Below are 17,081 nucleotides of genomic sequence, written 5' to 3' on the forward strand. Positions count from 1 at the left end.
TGTGAACAAGGGCTGCCTTGTGCTCTGGGTACGTTGGAATAGGTGCTGCTGGGTGGCGAACTGGTCATGCGGCCTGATGATGTGTGCTGGATAGGGGGAGGGCGGGGTGAGCCGCCCGATAAGCCGTGACCGCGTTACGCCTGGGGGAAGTCGTCAGTGGGTGACTTGCTTAAATGAGTCTTTGGGACGACATTGACACTTTCGTGCAGCTCGCTGTAGACAAGCACGGCGCTACCTTGTAGCAATTGTTGCCTGACTGCTTCGACCTTGTCGGTCAGGCTGACATCCTGTTCACCGTATTCGGTGCCTTCTTGCAGCACAAAGTGTTCGAGCAGGTTGGTGAGGGTGTCCGGCTCCAGTTCTTGCCAGGGGATAATCATGATTTCATCTTCACTCATTGGATTGCGGATATTGTCGGTGTCTGGTCGGCAAGCGCAAGGGATTTGTCTCGTTTTGGACGAGGGGTGCCATGCCATCCATTGACGAACGCCGACCCTCCAGTCAATTCGAACAGCACCTGTTCGATGCCCGCCGCCGCGCCCTGAGCGCCGGTTTGCGCTGGTACTGGGTCATCAATCTCATCGCCCTCGTATTTCTGCTGACCCGCTTCTACATCTATCGGGATGCACACCTGGTACTGGTCGGCAACCTGCCCTGGTCCTACAAATGGCAGCTCTTTGCCATGATAGGTGTTGGCCTGCTGCTGCCGCTCGGGTGGGGCTGGCTCTCCCGTCAATCCCATGCCATCTGGCTGGTGTCCCTGTGCGTCTGTGCCCTGGCCTGGGGGCTAGCCTGGGCCATGGTGGGTTACACCATCTCGATCGTCGACTTGAAGGGGGGCTTCAGTTTCATTTTCAACATGGTCAGTCTGTTGCTGCTGACCGGTCTCGTCGCCGCGTATTGCGATGTGCGGCTGTTTTACGCACTGGTTTCTGTCCCCCTGCTGTTCTTGTTGATGAGAGCCTCCTGGAGTCCTGAGCCCTTTGTTTTGGTCAACACCATCGTGGTCGGGGTCTTGCTGGTGGTGCTGGAGACGGGGCGGCGCATGCTCAACGGCTGGTTCGAGCTTGCGGTGTCAAGGGAACACGACAACCTGATGCTGGCAAACAAGATGAATGCCATGGCCAACCGGGATCCCCTGACCGGCATAGCCAACCGTCGCCACTTCGATCAGGCGTGCAAGCGTGCCATTGCGCAAGGCACCACCCAGGATGTACCGCTCACCGTGATCCTGCTCGATGTGGATTTCTTCAAGCGCTACAACGATCGCTATGGTCATCAGGCGGGGGATGAGTGCCTGATCCTGGTGGCCGAGTGCCTGGAGGAGAGTGTGCGGGAGCCCGGCGATCTGGTGGCGCGCTACGGGGGAGAGGAGTTCGTGGTGTTGCTGCAGGAGACGACGCTGGCCGGTGGCCAGGAGGTGGCGGAGCGCATTCGCGCCACTCTGGCGGCCAGGGCTCTGCCCCATGAGGATTCCGACGTAGCCCCCCACCTCACCCTGAGCCTGGGGATAGCCCAGTGGCGAGCCGGGGAGAGCCTCGTCATGCTGCTCGAGCGAGTCGATGGCGCCCTCTATCAGGCCAAGGAAGAGGGGCGCAACGGTTATCGGCTCGCACCCTGAGTCTGCTCCCGCAACCACTGGCTGATGCGCTCATCCAGCCAGAAGCGGGGGCGCCAGGGAGAGCCGTGCAGGAAGCCCACGTGGCCGCCCTGTCTGCTCAGCTCGTAGCGCACCAGAGGGGAGAGCTGCTCCGCCGCCGGAATGACGGCATCGGTCATGAAGGGATCGTCGGCGGCGTGAATGACGAGGGTCGGGATGGGAATGCGGGCCAGCAGGCCCAGGCCGGAGCAGGTCTGGTAGTAGTGATCGGCGCTTTCGAAACCATGGAGCGGTGCCGTCACCAGCTCGTCGAACTCCCTCAGTGTGGCGATGCGGGTGATCTGGGCCGGCTGCCAGCGCGCCCGTGCCGCGCTCTGGCGCCGGATCTTGCTTTGCAGGTTGGTTCGCATGGTCCGCAGCAGGTAGTTCTGATAGACCCGTGAGAAGCCCTGATTGACCCGATCGGCACAGCTTGCCAGTTGCAGCGGGGCCGACACTACCACCGCCGCCTTCAATGGTGCCGGGCAGGCCCGCGCCAGCAGATTGACCAGCATGTTGCCCCCCAGGGAATAGCCGATGGCGACCAGGGGGCGGCCAGGAAAACGTCGCCCCAGCTCGGCAATCACCGCCTGGGCATCCTCGATGGCGCCTGAGTGATAGGCCTGCAGCAGCCGGTTCGGCTCGCCACTGCACCCCCGAAAGTGCATCAGCACCGCCTCGTTCCCTTGCCGCTGCAGGTGGGCAAAGAGCCCCTTGGCATAGTGGGAGTGAATGCTCCCCTCCAGTCCGTGGAACACCACCACCAGGGGTTGTTCATCCTGGCCGGGTTCGCCGCTCCAGGCCAGATCAACGAAATCGCCGTCCGGGAGTTCGAAGCGCTCCTGGATGAAGCGGGCAGGCGAGCGGCGCAGCCACTTGGGCAAAATGGTTTGCAGATGGGGGTTGCGGGCCCACCAGGGGGCGTGAAAGTGGCTTTCTGTCAACATGCAACGACTCGGAAGAGCAGGGAGGAAAAGGGGGCGGCGAGCCCTTGGCTCGCCGCGACATCAGGCCATCAGACGATCGTGGTGCTCGGCGCCGCGCAGCATGGCCTGGATCAGTTCGTTGGCTTCAAACTTGGTGAGCGCCTCGTGGGCGCCGACCTGATGGGCCCGCTCCACGCTGATCTCGCTGGAGAGGGAGGTGTGCAGGATGATGTAGGCTCCCGCCAGCTTGGCATCGCTCTGGACCTCGAAGGCCAGCTCGTAACCATCCAGCCCCGGCATCTCGATATCGCTCACCAGGATGTCGATCCGCGTGCCCTGGGAGACCCGGGTCTGCATCAGGGTGAGGGCGTCGCGTCCGTTGGTGCAGACCTCGTAGGGGATGTTGATGTAATCGAGCGCCGCCATGAGCTGGCGACGGGCGACAGAGGAGTCGTCCACCAGCAGGATCCGCATCGGCTTGAGCCGCTCGCGCTGCACGTCGGTCAGCACGGGGTAGAGATGGCTGGGATCGTCCGGATAGACCCGCGACAGGATGAGTTCCACATCCAGCAACTGGATCAACTGATCTCCCACCCGGGTCACACCGGTGACGAAGACGTTCTGTCCCAAGGAGGGAGGGGGCGGTTCGATGTCACGCCAGTTGCACTCGGTGATCTTGTCGATGCCCCGCACCAGAAAGCCCACCAGGGTGCGGCGGCAATCGGTGATGATGATGAAGCAGTGGGGCATCTCCTCCCGGGTGATGGGGCGGTAGCCCACGGCCATTGCCATGTCGATCACCGGGATGGTGGTGCCGCGCATGCTGGCGGCCCCGAGCACGGTGGGATGGGATTGTGGCAGGGCGGTGAGCTGGGTGTAGGGCACGATCTCCTTCACCTTGAGGGTACCGATGGCGAAGGATTGTCTGGCAGAGAGGTGGAACAGCAACATGCCCTGGGATTGGTTGGCCTTGCTCGTCATGGCGGATGTCCTGTTGATCTAGTCGGTGACGGTCAATCGGGTGTTCAGCATAAAGGATGGTGACATGAATGACTCCTTTGTTGTTAGCGGCGGTGAGCCGCAAAACTGGATTTCTTTTGCCATCCTTTTATGCCTCTCTTATCGGGTCGCGGATGGCTGAGGGGAGAGGGGCGCCCCGAGCCATTGCAGATGAGCCTCGGCCAGCGCGCTTTCATCCCGATAACCCAGCCTGCTCACCACCTGTGACGGTGTGCTGCCGCTTCGCAGCAGGCGAATCCCCTGCAACAGTTGCCACTGATCCTGCAGTGCCTGGGCGTCCGGGCCCTCGAGACCGCGAGTGCCCAGCAGGGTCTGCCAGGCAGCCACGCTATCCGGCTGCGCTCTGGCCAGGGCTTGCCAGGCATCTTGCAGTGCCTGATCCCCCAGTGACGAGATGGTGCAGCCGTGCAACTCATCTCCCACCACTTGCAGCCGCTGCCCATAGGGGCCTTGCCAGTCGCGTGGGCGTGACCAGGCCGCCAGGCTGTCCAGCAGTGCGTCCATCAACGGGCTTGCCTGCAACCAGCCAGCCTGGGCGGGCTGGGGCACCCGCACGGAGCAGGCCAGCAGATCATGCTGGCAGCCAGCCAGAGGGGTGAAGGCGGCGAGGGCATCGGCACAGAGCCAGAAGTGGCTGCCAGGTGTCAGCAGCAGCTCATGGGCACCCAATTTCAGCAGCGCCACCCCCTGGGTGACGCGCAGCAATTGGCCCATGGGGGAGCGCTTGCGGGGGCCGACCTGAAGGGTGGAAGTGGAAAAATGCTGATATTCGATGGCGTGATGCATGTAAAAACCCTGATATGATGCTGCCTGGAGGTAACAAAAATGGAAACCAGACGTAAAAAACGCTTCATTGCCGGGGCAGTTTGCCCGGCGTGCGGCAAGATGGACACCATGATGCTGTATATGGAGCATGGAGTCGAGAAGGTGACCTGTGTCGAGTGCGGGGATACCCAGGTGCAGACCCAGGAGCAGGTGGACAAGGCGACGCGTGAAGCGGAGCAGGTGATAGGGGTGTTTCGTCCCGAGTGAGTGCCATGCCTCAAGGTGATGGTACGCCGGTCAGGCTGGTCGCTGTTGATGACTTTTTCATCACACTGAAGCCGGGCCGACCATATGCTTGTCTGCCTTTTTGAGGTATTCTGAGCCCGTTTTTTTCTATCCGCAGGATCCCTGACATGAAAGTAGCTCCCCTGAGCGTGGTTACGCTGGAATACACGGTCACCGACGAACACGGTGAAGTCATCGACACCACTGTCGGTAAAGAGCCGCTGGTGTATCTGCACGGTACCCGTTACCTGGTCTCCGGCCTCGAAGCCGAGCTGGAAGGTCGCAGCGTGGGCGAGGCGTTCGACGTCACCCTGACGCCGAACCAGGCCTATGGCGAGTACGACGAGAATCTGGTGCAGGAAGTGCCCGGCGAGCTGTTCGACGGTATGGAAGTGTCTGAAGGGGATACTTTTGTGGCCGAGACCGACGACGGCCACCGCCCGGTGACCGTCATCGAGGTGTCCGAGGAGTTCATCAAGGTGGACGGCAATCATCCCCTGGCTGGCGTGACCCTGGGCTTCAAGGTCGAGATCAAGGACGTGCGTGCCGCGACCGCCGAAGAGCTGGCCCATGGCCATGTGCACGGCGCTGGTGGCTGCGGTCATGACCATGATCACGGCCATGATCACGATCATGACCACGGTGGCTGCTGTGGTGGCCATGGTCACAACCATGCACACGATCACGGCGACGATCACGGTCACGGTGGTTGCTGCGGTGGTGGCGGTTGTGGTGGCAAGGGCCATCAGCACTGATCACGGCCTGGCCGATGATAAAAAAACCCGCGCATGGCGCGGGTTTTTTTATGGCTGGCACTCATCAGTAGTGCGGTGGCGGCGTCTCTTCGGCCATGCTGGCGATCTGGCTCGGCTGTACGCTCTGCAATTTATCCACCAGTAGATGGATCTGGTGTTTGAGCCGGTCCAGCTCGCGACCCTGGGTGGTGACCTCGTCGTTGAGCTGCTCCACCGTGTATTCGGCAAAAGCGAGGCGGCTTTCCAGGGTTTCGAGGCGTTCGTTTAGTTGCTGACTCATGGGCCTTTTGGTCCTTACTTGATAGTCCAGATTTCAGCCAGGCCACTGGAGCTGGCACTGACGAGGTGGTCATTGTCGCGCAAAGCCACGCCATAGACCACAGCGCTCGGCGGTTTCACCTTGGGATGGGGCGAGACGCGCCAGCTCTGCAATGGCTGGCCGTCACTCACCTGCCACAGAGTGAGCTGGCGGGAGGGGGCGCCGGTGATGAGCCAGTTGCCGCCGTTGGCAAAGCGGGCGCTGGTGTAGACCTCGAAGCGGTGATCGTATTGCAACCGGCTGTGCTCCTTGCCGGTTTTGAGATCCCAGATGCTGGCCTGGCGACTGTCTGCGGTGAAGGCGAAGCGTCCGGACGGATCCAGTCTCGCCATCACTACTCGCCCGGCGTGGTTGAAGCGCCACACCACCTGGCCCGTGCGGGTATCCCACAGATAGGCGCTGTAATCGTTGCCGCCGGTGAGGGCATAGCGACCGTTGGGGGAGAGATCCACCGTGTTGACCTGTTCGGTGTGGCCGAGGAATTGCAGCCGGCGTCCGGTCTGGGTGTCGACCACTTCCGCCTTGCCGTCTTCACGGCCGATGAGCACCTGGCGGCCATCCGCCGAGATCGCCGCATCGCGCAGGGGGGATTCTGGCAGGGAGTAGTAACCCTGGGAGCGGCCATCCTGCAAGCGCCAGATGGCGAAGGTGTGCTGGGTGGCGGTGATGGCATGGCTGTCATCGGGGGAAAAGCGGGTCAGGGTGACGAACTCCTCCTGGTCATCGCTCTGGCGCCAGCGCCAGCGCTCCTTGCCCTGTTCCAGATCCCACACCACAGTGCCCTGACCCAGGCTGGAGACGAGCGCGAGCTTGCCGGAACTGGCGAGATCCGCACTCAGCAGACCCTGGTTGGCGAGGCGGATCTGCTGGCTGGGAAGTGAGCGTTGTTCGCACCCCGTCAGCATCAGGCAAATACCGATGAGATAAATGGCACTTTTGATCATTTTTCCTGTCTCATGCTTTCGTTACCTGCGATCACGGCGTTAGTATAAGGCGCTTATCACGATAAACCTCTCATTTCACGAAGGAACCGAGAGCGGTATTTAGAGTTTTGGAGAAACTGATGAACAATTTTCTGAAGGTGTCCCTGTTGGCTGCGGCGGTTGCCGTCGGTCTGACTGCTTGCCAAAAAGATGAGAAACCTGCTGCGACCAACACCGCAGAGGTCAAGGCAGAAGCCAGCAAGCCGGCAGAGGCCCCCAAGGCTGAGGCCAAGAGCTTTGAAGAGCAATCCGGCTATGCGATCGGCCTCTCCATGGGTCGTTATATCGCCAATACCCTGGAGCGCCAGCAGGAGCTCGGCATCAAGCTGGACAACACCGTGATCCTGAAGGGTGTCACCGACGGTCTGGGCAAAGAAGCCAAGATGACCGACGAGGAGATCCAGAAGGTTCTGCAGGAATACGACGCCAAGATCAACGAGCTGACCAAGGCGAAGGCCGACAAGGATGCCGTGGAAAACCTGAAGAAGGGTGAAGAGTTCCTGGCTGCCAACGCCAAGAAAGAGGGCGTGAAGAGCACTGAGTCCGGCCTGCAATATCAGGTCGAGAAGATGGGTGACGGCGCCAAGCCGAAGGCCACCGACATCGTCAAGGTACACTACACCGGTACCCTGACCGATGGCACCAAGTTTGACAGCTCCGTCGATCGCGGCGAGCCGGCTACCTTCCCGCTCAACCAGGTGATCCCGGGCTGGACCGAAGGGGTGCAACTGATGCCGGTCGGCTCCAAGTTCAAGTTCTTCCTGCCGTCCAAGCTGGCCTATGGCGAGCACGGTGCAGGTTCCATCCCGGCCAACGCCGTGCTGGTATTTGACGTAGAGCTGTTGGCCATCGAAAAACCGGCTGCCGATGGCGACAACGCCAAGAAATAAGCTCAAAGCACCATAAAAACGGCTCCCCAGGGAGCCGTTTTTGCTTGTGTATTGTCGCAATCCCCCGGATAAAGCGATGAGGCCGTCTTGAGTGTGTGGCGGCTAGCCCCCAGAATAGACAACAAAATCAAGCGCAAGGATGGATCTCGTGGCTGAAAGCAAACCCCGTGTCCTGTTGGTGGAAGATACCCGCAGTCTGGCGGTCGTCTATGAGCAGTATCTGGCCCAGGATGGCTACGAGGTGCAGCTGGCAGATTGTGGCCAGCAGGCTTTGGCACAATTGCTGGCAAGCCCGCCCCCTGTGGTGCTGCTCGACCTGGAGTTGCCCGACATGTCCGGCATGGACATCTTGCAGCAGATCACTGAGCGGCAACTGCCCTGCTCCGTGGTGGTGATCACCGCGCACGGCTCGGTGGATGTGGCGGTGGAGGCGATGCGGTTCGGGGCCTTCGATTTTCTCACCAAGCCGTTCGATGGCAAGCGCCTGTGCGCCACGGCGCGCAATGCCCTGAAGCACCAGCAGCTCAGCTCGCTGGTGGCCCAGTATCGGGAAAACTTCGAGCGCAGCTCCTTTGCCGGTTTCATCGGCGCCTCCATGGCGATGCAGGCGGTCTATCGCATCATCGAGAGCGCGGCGCCGAGCAAGGCCACCGTCTTCATCACTGGCGAGAGCGGCACCGGCAAGGAGGTGTGCGCAGAGGCCATCCACCAGTGCAGCCCGCGTCGGGATCAGCCCTTCATCGCCCTCAACTGCGCCGCCATTCCCCATGACCTGATGGAGAGCGAGATCTTCGGCCACGTGAAGGGGTCGTTTACCGGTGCCCAAGGGGATCGCAAGGGGGCGGCCAGTCTGGCGGACGGCGGTACCCTCTTCCTCGACGAGATCTGCGAGATGGATCTCGACCTGCAGAGCAAGCTGCTGCGTTTCATCCAGACCGGCACCTTGCAGCGGGTCGGCAGCGGCAAGCTGGAGACGGTGGATGTGCGCTTTGTCTGCGCCACCAACCGGGATCCCCTGGTGGAGGTCAAGGCCGGACGGTTTCGTGAAGACCTTTACTACCGGCTGCACGTGATCCCGCTGGCGCTGCCCCCCCTGAGGGAGAGGGGAGAGGACATCCTGCTGCTGGCCCGGGAGTTGCTGCTGCGTTATGCCGGTGAGGAGAACAAGCGGTTCAGGGACTTTGATGCGGACGCAGTGCAGGTGCTGCTCGACTACCCCTGGCCCGGCAACGTGCGCGAGCTGCAAAACGTGGTGCGCAACATAGTGGTGCTCAACGATGGCGAGCTGGTGAGCCCGGATATCCTGCCACCTCCCCTCAACGGGGGGCGTACCCTGGCCCCGGAGCCTGCGGTCGGGATCGCGGATCCCCAGTCAGAATCCGTGGTCGTTCGCAGGCAGGTCCGTCCGCTCTGGCAGGTGGAAAAGGAGGCCATCGAACAGGCCATCGCCAGTTGTGACGGCAATATCCCCAAGGCGGCGGCCCTGCTGGAAATAAGCCCTTCCACGATTTATCGCAAGAAGCAGGGCTGGGAAGAGGCGAGTCCGGCCTGAGCCGTCACCTCTGCTCCCGGGCAGACATGCTGATGTGCGGGGCGGCCAATTGGTCGCCCCGCACGCTTATCAGAGTTTGGCGAGCAGCTTGAGCCTGGCCAGCCGTTCTGCCTCGTTGGCGGTGAACCAGCCATCCTGTGACAGCAGAAACCAGGCGCGGGCAAAGTACTCGGTCGCTGCGGGATCATTGAGCACGAGTGCATTCTCCCCCAGCTCCTCGAACACATAGCCATCCTCGGGGGCGCCTGCGGCGGTCATGTCGTCGCGCAACTGCGCCAGTTCGGCCATGGCCTGTTCATGGCGCTCCTGGGCCCGGCTCAGGCGTGCCAGACTCCAGCGGGCGATAAAGGCTTTGCCCTGGTTGTTGTGCTGCTCGTGCCAGGCCAGGCACTTTTGCTGACAGGCGATGGCCTCGTCGAGGCGACCCAGCTCGAACAGGGTCCAGCCCTGATTGTTATAGAGGGTGGCGAGCCAGCCTCGCGTCCGCTTGTCGTGACTGCGCTCGGCCAGGGTCATCGCCAGCTGGTGCCAGTGGCTCTGCTCCTCCAAGGGGGCGGCGATGGCCACCATGTGGGCCGCATCGATGGCCAGATAGTGCTCTTCGTGCTGCTCTCCCAGTTGCCAGGCCTGTTCAAACAGGGCTTTGGCGCTGACCTTGTCACCGGCGGAGTTGAAGGTGCGGCCACGCTCCAGCAAGGCGCGCAGGCGGGCCCGTGGAGTCGCCTCGGTGAGGCGGGGTTCTATCTCGTCGAGCAGCTGGTGCGCCTGTGCAAACTGGCGTTGCAGTGAATGGGTGCGGGCTATCTGGGTGAGGAGCTCCAGCTCCCATTGCAGGTTGGTGGCACGCGCCTCGGGCAGCAGTGCTTGAAAACGCTGGGCGCTGGCAACGGGATCCTGATAATCCCACAGCGCCATGAAATCGGGCGGATTGTTCATCTGGTCTCCATGCCGGTTATCCGCCCACCAAGATGCCTGAAGGCCATTCTTTGTACAAGAAGGGGGGCTGGCGCCATCGTGACGCCAGCGTTTGCCGATCAGTAGACCATGGCAAGGCTCATCAGCATCAGACCCAGGGCAGCAAAGGCTCCCTCCTTGATAGCCAGGCGCGGTACCAGTGCCTTGGGCAGGGCAGGGAACAGGCTCAGGGCAAAGCCCAGCCCCGGCATCAGCCAGTGGAAAGCAGGGCTTCGCAGGGCGGGATCCGCATTGCCATTGATGACGATGAGCAGGATAAAGAGGGTGAAGGCGGGCAGGATAAACCAGCGGGCATGGCCGGCGGCGACCGCCCGCAGTGGCGAGATGCGATAGAGCACCAGGGTCACGAGGAAGAGGGCGAGGGGAGCCAGCAGATAGAGCGGGGCCGGGTTCATGATGAGTGTCTCCTGACAAGGGGGGCAGAGTGTAGGCAGTCCGGGTGGGGAATGACCAGTCCCCCGCGCCCGGGCTGTGAAGCGGATCGCAGGGCAAAGGTTTGCCTGGGCAGGATCAGCGGAACCAGAACCAGAGCACGGCAAATACCAGCCAGCTCAGCACCAGCAGGATCCAGGGCAGCGGGTGCTGGCGGGTGAGCTCGATGACCTCGGCTTCGCTCTCCTCTTCCCGTGTCTCTTGGGAAGAGTGCCTGGCTTTGGCTTGCAGTTTCTTCTGGCGGCTGGCCTCGCGGGCCTTCGCCTTCATCTGTTTCTTGTATTCGTCTATGCCCTTCTGGATCCCCTGGGCGATGAGCTGGGTTTGCTCCTTGGTCTGCCCCGGCTTCTGGTTGGCACGGGCGATCTTCATCGCCTCCTGCTGGGTTTCGGGGGAAATTTTGTCGTACTTGGCCATTCCAGGCACTCCTTGGCATTGATTGGCGGGCAGTATGCCATAACCGTTACCGGCGGGCTGCCATCATGGGGGAAATTGCTCTGCGAGTGGGGTGCCTCTGTTCCAAATAGGGGAAACAGGTTGCGTGGATGATCACATTTGGCGGAATTTGTGAGTCGCCGATGAAAAACCGTCACATGTTGTTTGTTATATTACCGCCCGATCCTGGATAGGGTCGTCCAATAACAAAATAACAAGGTGATATGGAAATGAATTATAAATTTGTCAAAGGAAGTATCGCACTGGCAGTGCTTGCCGCATTGAGCGGCTGCAATACCTCAAGCAACGACAGCGTCGCCCCCTGCACCGAAAATGTCTGCAAGCTGACCATTTTGCATACCAATGATACCCACGGTCGTTTCTGGCACAACGACAAGGGCGAATATGGCATGGCGGCCCAGAAGACCCTGGTCGAGCGGCTGCGTGCCGAGGCGAAAGCGGCGGGCAGCGAAGTGCTGGTGCTCTCCGGCGGTGACGTCAACACCGGAGTGCCAGAGTCGGATCTGCAGGATGCAGAGCCGGACTTCATGGCCATGAACAGCATCCGTTACGATGCCATGGCGGTGGGTAACCACGAGTTCGACAACCCCCTGACCATCCTCGAGAAACAGCGCCAGTGGGCCCAGTTCCCGATGATCTCCGCCAACATCTATGACAAGACGAGCGGCAAGCGCTACTTCGATCCCTACAAGGTGTTCAAGCTGGAGAGCGGCCTCAAGGTCGCCGTGCTGGGTCTGACCACAGAGGACACCGCCCAACTGGTGGATCCCAACAACGTCCAGACCCTGGAGTTCCGCGATCCGACCACGGAAGCCGCCAATCTCGGCAAGCAGATCCGCGACAACAAAGAGGCGAACCTGGTTCTTGCCATCACCCACATGGGCCATTACGAGAATGGTCAGCACGGCAGCAACGCACCGGGTGACGTGGAAATGGCCCGTGCGCTGCCGGCAGGTACTCTGGACGCCATCATCGGTGGTCACTCCCAGAACCCGGTCTGCATGGAGCCGGGCACCCCGGACAAGTACGCCGACTTCAAGCCGGGCGACGACTGCCAGCCGGATCAGCAGAACGGCACCTGGATCATGCAGGCTCACGAGTGGGGCAAGTATGTGGGTCGTGCCCAGTTTGACTATCAGAATGGCAAGCTGACCCTGACCCAGTACGATCTGATCCCGGTCAACCTGAAGAACGCGGACGGTGATTTCATCCAAGAAGAGATCGTCAAGGATCCCGAGCTCTACAACACCCTGCTCACCTATCAGGAGAAGGGACAGCAGGAGCTGGGTGTGGTCATCGGTGCCACCGATGGCGTACTGGACGGTGAACGCGCCAACGTGCGCAACAAGCAGACTAACCTGGGTCGTCTCATCACCACCGCGACCGCCGAGAAGCTGAGCACTGACTTTGGCATCGTCAACTCCGGTGGGGTGCGTGCCTCCATCGCGGCAGGGGACATCAGCTACCGTGACGTGCTGACCGTGCATCCGTTCGGCAACACCGTCAACAAGGCGACCATGAGCGGCAACGAGCTGCTGACCTACCTGGGTCAGGTCGCGACCAAGACCGCCAATACCGGTGGCTATGCCCAGTTCGGCGGCATCAAGATGACGGTGGATTGCCAAGCCAAGAGTGTGGACATCGCCACCATCGGCGGGAAGGCCTTCGATCCGGCGGCAACCTACAGCTTCTCCATCCCGAGCTTCAGCGCGGCCGGTGGTGACGGTTATCCGAAGATCGACACCATCAATGCCGGTCTGGTGGATGCCGGTGTGCTGAAGGATTATATCGCAGCGAAGAAGACCATTCAGGTCGCCGATTATCAGCCGGCCGGCGAGGTCAGCTATATCAACTCCACCTCGGTAGAGGGTTGCAAATAATCCCTGCACCCCGAGCCAATAAAAAAGAGAGGCAGCCATGGCTGCCTCTCTTTTTATTTTCAATATCATCAGCTGTGTCTCTCGGGAAATATATCCTGCTACGGGAAGCTGCCCCGAAATAGGGCATGACACGATCTGATGACAATAAAAGGGCGACCCTGAGGTCGCCTTGATGAAATGGGTCGGTTGAGCCTTAGAGCTGCTCGATGCCGACGATATGCCAGGGGGCATTGTCCTTGGCGAGATCACGCTCGAGGTGCCACACCTCCTTGATGTCCTCCTCGACCTGCTCCTGACGGTCCATGTAGCGGCCGCTGAAGCGCACGCTCACCTGGGCCCAGTCGCTGCCGTAGTCGGCACGGACCAGCTGGGTGTCCACGTACATCACCTCGGTGTGCTGCTCACCGGAGAGCTCGGCGCGTTCAGCCTTGAGGTGCTCGAACAGCTCGGGGCTCACGTACTCGCGGATCTTCTCCAGGTCGTTCTTGTTCCAGGCCTCTTGCAGGGTGCGGTAGTGATCGCGGGCACCGGCCAGGAAGCCGTTCATGTCAAAGCCCGGGGGCAGACGGAAGGGCACGTCGCTGTCGGCAAAACCGGTGGCCTGCGGGGCGTTGTGGCTCTGCTCGAACTGCTGGGGGGCCGCGCTCTGGGGCGGTTGATAACCCGCATAGGCCGTCTGTGGCTGGGCCGCTGCCGCCTTGTTCCTGCGCAGGGCTCGGAACAGGAAGACACCACCCAGTGCCAGCAGGGCGATCAGCAGGAAGTCCATCCCTTGCAGACCTTCGAAGGCACCGCTGCCCAGCAGGTAGGCAAACAGGCCGCCGGCCAGCAGACCACCCAGCAGGCCGCCCATCATGCCGCCTTTCTTGGGTGCCTGGGCGCCCACGGTCGGGTTCTTGGTGTCGACCGGCTTGGCCGCAGGCTGGGCCGGAGCCGTCTTGTAGCTCTTGCCAAAGGATTTGCCGCCACCAAGTTTCTTGGCCTCGGCGATGGGTGCCCCAAGGCCAATGGCCAGGATCAGGGCAAACAGGGTCAGCATCTTTTTCATTTTGACTCTTTCACTCTCATGTAGGTGGGGGCATGCTCTGCTTGTGCAAGCTCAGCGAGGCGCATGGCAGGCTGCCAGTCCCTTTTTGTGTTGCAGCTTGCGGGTATGATTATCACGGATGGCATGAATTATTCATGAACAGATTGAGTCGTCCGACAGGGGAGGCGCCCATGAAACACAGACGGCCGAGTCGCTCGGTGCGCAGGCTGCGCAACAAACAAAGAGCAAGAACGAAGGATCAGACCCTGGTCTGGCCCTTTCTCGTACTGTGAGGCAGGTCTGCGGCGCAGAAGTGGATGGCGCTGACGAGGCCAGGGTCCCGTCTTGTCGCCGGATGCGATGACGGGACGTATTAGCACTCGCGATGGCGGGGTTTCTTTTGTAAAATTCCCGTCCCCTTCCCGCTGCGGTTTTTATGTGTATGGCAGAGCAAGTGACGGCGAAAAAAGACGCCAAGACACAACAGCTGAAAGTACCTCCCCACTCTTTTGAGGCCGAACAGTCCGTACTGGGCGGCCTGATGCTGGACAACGAGGCCTGGGATCGGGTCGCCGAACGGGTGATCGACAAGGATTTCTACAGCCGTCCGCACCGCCTGATCTTCCAGGCCATGACCCGCCTCTCCAACGCGGGCAACCCCATCGACCTCATTACCCTTCAGGAGGAGCTCGAGCGCTCCGAGCAACTGGAAGAGGCCGGTGGCTTCGCCTATCTGGTGGAGATCGCCAAGAACACCCCGAGTGCCGCCAACATCAGTGCCTACGCCGAGATCGTGCGTGAGCGGGCGGTGGTGCGGGAGATGATCTCGGTCGCCAACGAGATAGTCGAAGCAGGCTACGAGCCCCAGGGCCGTACCTCCAACGACCTGCTGGATCTTGCCGAGAGCAAGGTATTCCAGATCGCCGAGCAGCGCACCAGCGCCAACGAAGGCCCCCAGCCGCTCAAGCTGATCCTCGAGCAGACTGTCGACAAGATTGAAGAGCTGTTCAAGACCCCGCACAACGGGGTGACCGGCGTTTCCAGTGGCTACAACGATCTGGACAAGATGACCGCCGGTTTGCAGCGCTCGGATCTGGTCATCGTCGCCGCCCGTCCCTCCATGGGCAAGACCACCTTTGCCATGAACCTCTGTGAGCATGCGGCCCTCACCGCCGACAAGCCGGTGCTTATCTTCTCGCTGGAGATGCCCTCCGAGCAGATCATCATGCGTATGCTCGCCTCGGTGGGGCGTATCGACCAGACCAAGGTGCGTACCGGTCAGCTCGACGACGAGGATTGGGCCCGTCTCTCTTCCACCATGGGGTTGCTGCTCGAGAAGGGCAAGATGTATATCGATGACTCCTCCGGCCTGACCCCGACCGAAGTGCGCTCGCGCGCCCGTCGGGTGGCGCGGGACAACGGCGGCATCAGCATGATCATGGTGGACTACCTGCAGCTGATGCGGGTGCCGGCGCTGTCTGACAACCGTACTCTGGAAATCGGTGAAATCTCCCGCTCCCTCAAGGCGCTGGCGAAAGAGCTGCAGTGCCCCGTGGTGGCGCTCTCCCAGCTGAACCGAAGCCTGGAACAGCGTGCCGACAAGCGCCCGGTCAACTCGGATCTGCGGGAATCCGGCTCCATCGAGCAGGATGCGGACTTGATCATGTTCATCTACCGCGACGAGGTGTATCACGACGACAGCCCCGACAAGGGGATCGCCGAGATCATCATCGGCAAGCAGCGTAACGGCCCCATAGGACGAGTGCGGCTCACCTTCCAGGGTCAGTTCTCGCGCTTTGACAACTACGCGGGCCCGGCGTTTGATGATGACTACTAAGTAAGCCGGGAGCCTGCTCCCGGCATCCATAAACAGTTTTCCCGGTTCGACAATTCTGCCGGTCCGGCCTTAGACGATGAGATTTGAGGGCTGACACCACCCGGTGCCTGATTATCATGCCCTCGTAAGGGAAAACAGATGAAAGCGGCTATCGCCCAGATCAATACAGCGGCCCTGCGCCACAACCTCGCTGTGGTCAAACGCCACGCCCCCCAATGCAAGATCATTGCCGTGGTCAAGGCCAACGCCTATGGCCACGGCCTGCTGCCGGTCGCCCGCACCCTGGTGGATGCGGACGCCTACGCGGTGGCCCGCATCGAAGAGGCGCTGATGCTGCGCTCCTGCGCCGTGGTCAAGCCCATCGTGCTGCTGGAGGGCTTCTTCAGCGCCGCCGACCTGCCGGTGCTGGCGGCCAACAACCTGCAGACCGCGGTGCACACCTGGGAGCAGCTCGAAGCGCTGGAGCAGGCGGAGCTGCCTGCCCCCGTGGTGGCCTGGCTCAAGCTCGACACCGGCATGCACCGCCTCGGGGTACGGGCCGAGGAGATGCCCGTCTTTATCGAGCGCCTCGGCAAGTGCAAGAACGTGGTGCAGCCGTTCAACGTCATGACCCACTTCAGCCGCTCCGATGAGCTGGAGCAACCCACCACCCGCGAGCAGATCGACTTGTTCAGCCAGCTGACTGCGCCGCTGTCGGGCGAGCGCGCCATGGCCAACTCGGCAGGCATCCTGGCGTGGCCGGATTCCCACTGCGACTGGGTGCGCCCCGGCGTCATCCTCTACGGCGTGTCGCCGTTCCCCAATACGGTGGCGGCGGATTATGACCTGCAGCCGGTGATGACCCTCAAGACCCAGCTCATCGCGGTGCGCGATCACAAGGCGGGCGAGCCGGTAGGCTATGGCGCCAACTGGGTGTCGGATCGCGATACCCGGCTCGGGGTGATTGCCATCGGCTATGGCGACGGTTATCCGCGCATGGCCCCCAACGGTACGCCAGTGCTGGTCAATGGCCGCATCGTGCCCCTGGTGGGGCGCGTCTCCATGGACATGACCACGGTGGATCTCGGTCCCGGCGCCACCGACAAGTCCGGTGACGAGGCGGTGCTCTGGGGGGAAGGGCTGCCGGTGGAGCGGGTGGCCGACCAGATCGGCACCATTCCCTATGAGCTCATCACCAAGCTCACCTCCCGCGTCTTTATGGAGTATGTGTAGGCGAGTCGCCCCTCATCCCCAACCCTTCTCCCGCGAGGGGAGAGGGGAGAACAAAAAGGCCGCCCCGACAAGGGCGGCCTTTTTCATGGGCGTGTCCCAGAGACGAAAGAACAAGCCCCGCATTGGCG

The 17,081-nt window shown here is 61.5% G+C and carries 18 protein-coding genes; 8 read left to right on the forward strand and 10 right to left on the reverse strand.

The genetic code is table 11. The features are described 5' to 3' along the window. Window positions 1-134 precede the first annotated feature (134 nt). Window positions 135-380, reverse strand: coding sequence for a YheU family protein (locus tag ACPW74_RS02125; RefSeq protein WP_010673242.1), 246 nt, complete (start codon window positions 378-380; stop codon window positions 135-137). Window positions 381-469: 89 nt separating this feature from the next. Between ACPW74_RS02125 and ACPW74_RS02130 the strand changes: the two genes are divergently transcribed. Beyond that, complete coding sequence (locus tag ACPW74_RS02130; RefSeq protein ID WP_279981795.1) at window positions 470-1,621, forward strand: GGDEF domain-containing protein; 1,152 nt, start codon at window positions 470-472, stop codon at window positions 1,619-1,621. On the opposite strand, the gene ACPW74_RS02135 is transcribed toward ACPW74_RS02130, so the two are convergent. The 3 genes from ACPW74_RS02135 to ACPW74_RS02145 form a co-directional block, all read right to left on the reverse strand. Continuing rightward, entirely contained in the window at window positions 1,603-2,586 is a 984-nt protein-coding gene (locus ACPW74_RS02135) for a hydrolase (RefSeq protein ID WP_042881268.1), read from the reverse strand. The two genes, ACPW74_RS02130 and ACPW74_RS02135, sit on opposite strands and share 19 nt — an antisense overlap. Before the next feature lie 60 nt (window positions 2,587-2,646). After that, a complete protein-coding gene (locus tag ACPW74_RS02140) occupies window positions 2,647-3,546 on the reverse strand; it encodes a chemotaxis protein (RefSeq protein WP_069651814.1) in 900 nt (299 codons plus the stop codon). Window positions 3,547-3,684: 138 nt separating this feature from the next. Continuing rightward, the gene (locus ACPW74_RS02145; protein ID WP_279981793.1) at window positions 3,685-4,371 is read right to left on the reverse strand and encodes a hypothetical protein; all 687 of its coding nucleotides are present in this window, start codon (window positions 4,369-4,371) and stop codon (window positions 3,685-3,687) included. Between the two features lie 39 nt (window positions 4,372-4,410). Between ACPW74_RS02145 and ACPW74_RS02150 the strand changes: the two genes are divergently transcribed. Further along, window positions 4,411-4,617 (forward strand): YheV family putative zinc ribbon protein, encoded by a 207-nt coding sequence (locus tag ACPW74_RS02150; protein WP_010673247.1) that lies wholly within the window; start codon window positions 4,411-4,413, stop codon window positions 4,615-4,617. A gap of 146 nt (window positions 4,618-4,763) precedes the next feature. After that, window positions 4,764-5,390 (forward strand): peptidylprolyl isomerase, encoded by a 627-nt coding sequence (gene slyD / locus ACPW74_RS02155; protein ID WP_052815183.1) that lies wholly within the window; start codon window positions 4,764-4,766, stop codon window positions 5,388-5,390. Between the two features lie 64 nt (window positions 5,391-5,454). Here slyD and ACPW74_RS02160 read toward each other — a convergent pair whose 3' ends face one another. Next, entirely contained in the window at window positions 5,455-5,670 is a 216-nt protein-coding gene (locus ACPW74_RS02160; protein ID WP_010673249.1) for a SlyX family protein, read from the reverse strand. 14 nt (window positions 5,671-5,684) lie between these two features. Further along, entirely contained in the window at window positions 5,685-6,653 is a 969-nt protein-coding gene (locus ACPW74_RS02165) for a WD40 repeat domain-containing protein (protein ID WP_104454674.1), read from the reverse strand. Between the two features lie 119 nt (window positions 6,654-6,772). On the opposite strand from ACPW74_RS02165, the gene fkpA reads away from it, so the two are divergent. Together fkpA and ACPW74_RS02175 are read left to right on the forward strand one after the other, a co-directional pair. Next, the gene (gene fkpA / locus ACPW74_RS02170) at window positions 6,773-7,582 is read left to right on the forward strand and encodes an FKBP-type peptidyl-prolyl cis-trans isomerase (RefSeq protein ID WP_029313875.1); all 810 of its coding nucleotides are present in this window, start codon (window positions 6,773-6,775) and stop codon (window positions 7,580-7,582) included. A 148-nt stretch (window positions 7,583-7,730) separates the two neighbouring features. Continuing rightward, window positions 7,731-9,134 (forward strand): sigma-54-dependent transcriptional regulator, encoded by a 1,404-nt coding sequence (locus tag ACPW74_RS02175; protein ID WP_039040075.1) that lies wholly within the window; start codon window positions 7,731-7,733, stop codon window positions 9,132-9,134. A 69-nt stretch (window positions 9,135-9,203) separates the two neighbouring features. Here the strand turns inward: ACPW74_RS02175 and ACPW74_RS02180 are convergent, their stop codons facing one another. The 3 genes from ACPW74_RS02180 to ACPW74_RS02190 all read right to left on the reverse strand — a co-directional run bounded on the left by ACPW74_RS02180 (window position 9,204) and on the right by ACPW74_RS02190 (window position 10,958). Next, entirely contained in the window at window positions 9,204-10,070 is an 867-nt protein-coding gene (locus tag ACPW74_RS02180; protein WP_425858532.1) for a tetratricopeptide repeat protein, read from the reverse strand. 98 nt (window positions 10,071-10,168) lie between these two features. Beyond that, the gene (locus ACPW74_RS02185; RefSeq protein WP_103260735.1) at window positions 10,169-10,504 is read right to left on the reverse strand and encodes a hypothetical protein; all 336 of its coding nucleotides are present in this window, start codon (window positions 10,502-10,504) and stop codon (window positions 10,169-10,171) included. A 115-nt stretch (window positions 10,505-10,619) separates the two neighbouring features. Next, window positions 10,620-10,958 (reverse strand): DUF2956 domain-containing protein, encoded by a 339-nt coding sequence (locus ACPW74_RS02190; RefSeq protein ID WP_041211201.1) that lies wholly within the window; start codon window positions 10,956-10,958, stop codon window positions 10,620-10,622. Between the two features lie 248 nt (window positions 10,959-11,206). Here ACPW74_RS02190 and ushA point away from each other — a divergent pair, with 248 nt between their 5' ends. Beyond that, window positions 11,207-12,877, forward strand: coding sequence for a bifunctional UDP-sugar hydrolase/5'-nucleotidase UshA (gene ushA / locus ACPW74_RS02195; RefSeq protein WP_041211202.1), 1,671 nt, complete (start codon window positions 11,207-11,209; stop codon window positions 12,875-12,877). A gap of 193 nt (window positions 12,878-13,070) precedes the next feature. Here the strand turns inward: ushA and ACPW74_RS02200 are convergent, their stop codons facing one another. Further along, the gene (locus ACPW74_RS02200) at window positions 13,071-13,925 is read right to left on the reverse strand and encodes a Tim44 domain-containing protein (protein WP_113724977.1); all 855 of its coding nucleotides are present in this window, start codon (window positions 13,923-13,925) and stop codon (window positions 13,071-13,073) included. A 421-nt stretch (window positions 13,926-14,346) separates the two neighbouring features. Here ACPW74_RS02200 and dnaB point away from each other — a divergent pair, with 421 nt between their 5' ends. After that, window positions 14,347-15,741 (forward strand): replicative DNA helicase, encoded by a 1,395-nt coding sequence (gene dnaB / locus ACPW74_RS02205; protein WP_039040054.1) that lies wholly within the window; start codon window positions 14,347-14,349, stop codon window positions 15,739-15,741. A 138-nt stretch (window positions 15,742-15,879) separates the two neighbouring features. Next, complete coding sequence (gene alr / locus ACPW74_RS02210; RefSeq protein WP_408827697.1) at window positions 15,880-16,953, forward strand: alanine racemase; 1,074 nt, start codon at window positions 15,880-15,882, stop codon at window positions 16,951-16,953. Window positions 16,954-17,081 lie beyond the last annotated feature (128 nt).

The organism is Aeromonas sp. INTO2 (assembly GCF_049860605.1).
Taxonomy (GTDB): Bacteria; Pseudomonadota; Gammaproteobacteria; order Enterobacterales; family Aeromonadaceae; genus Aeromonas; species Aeromonas caviae.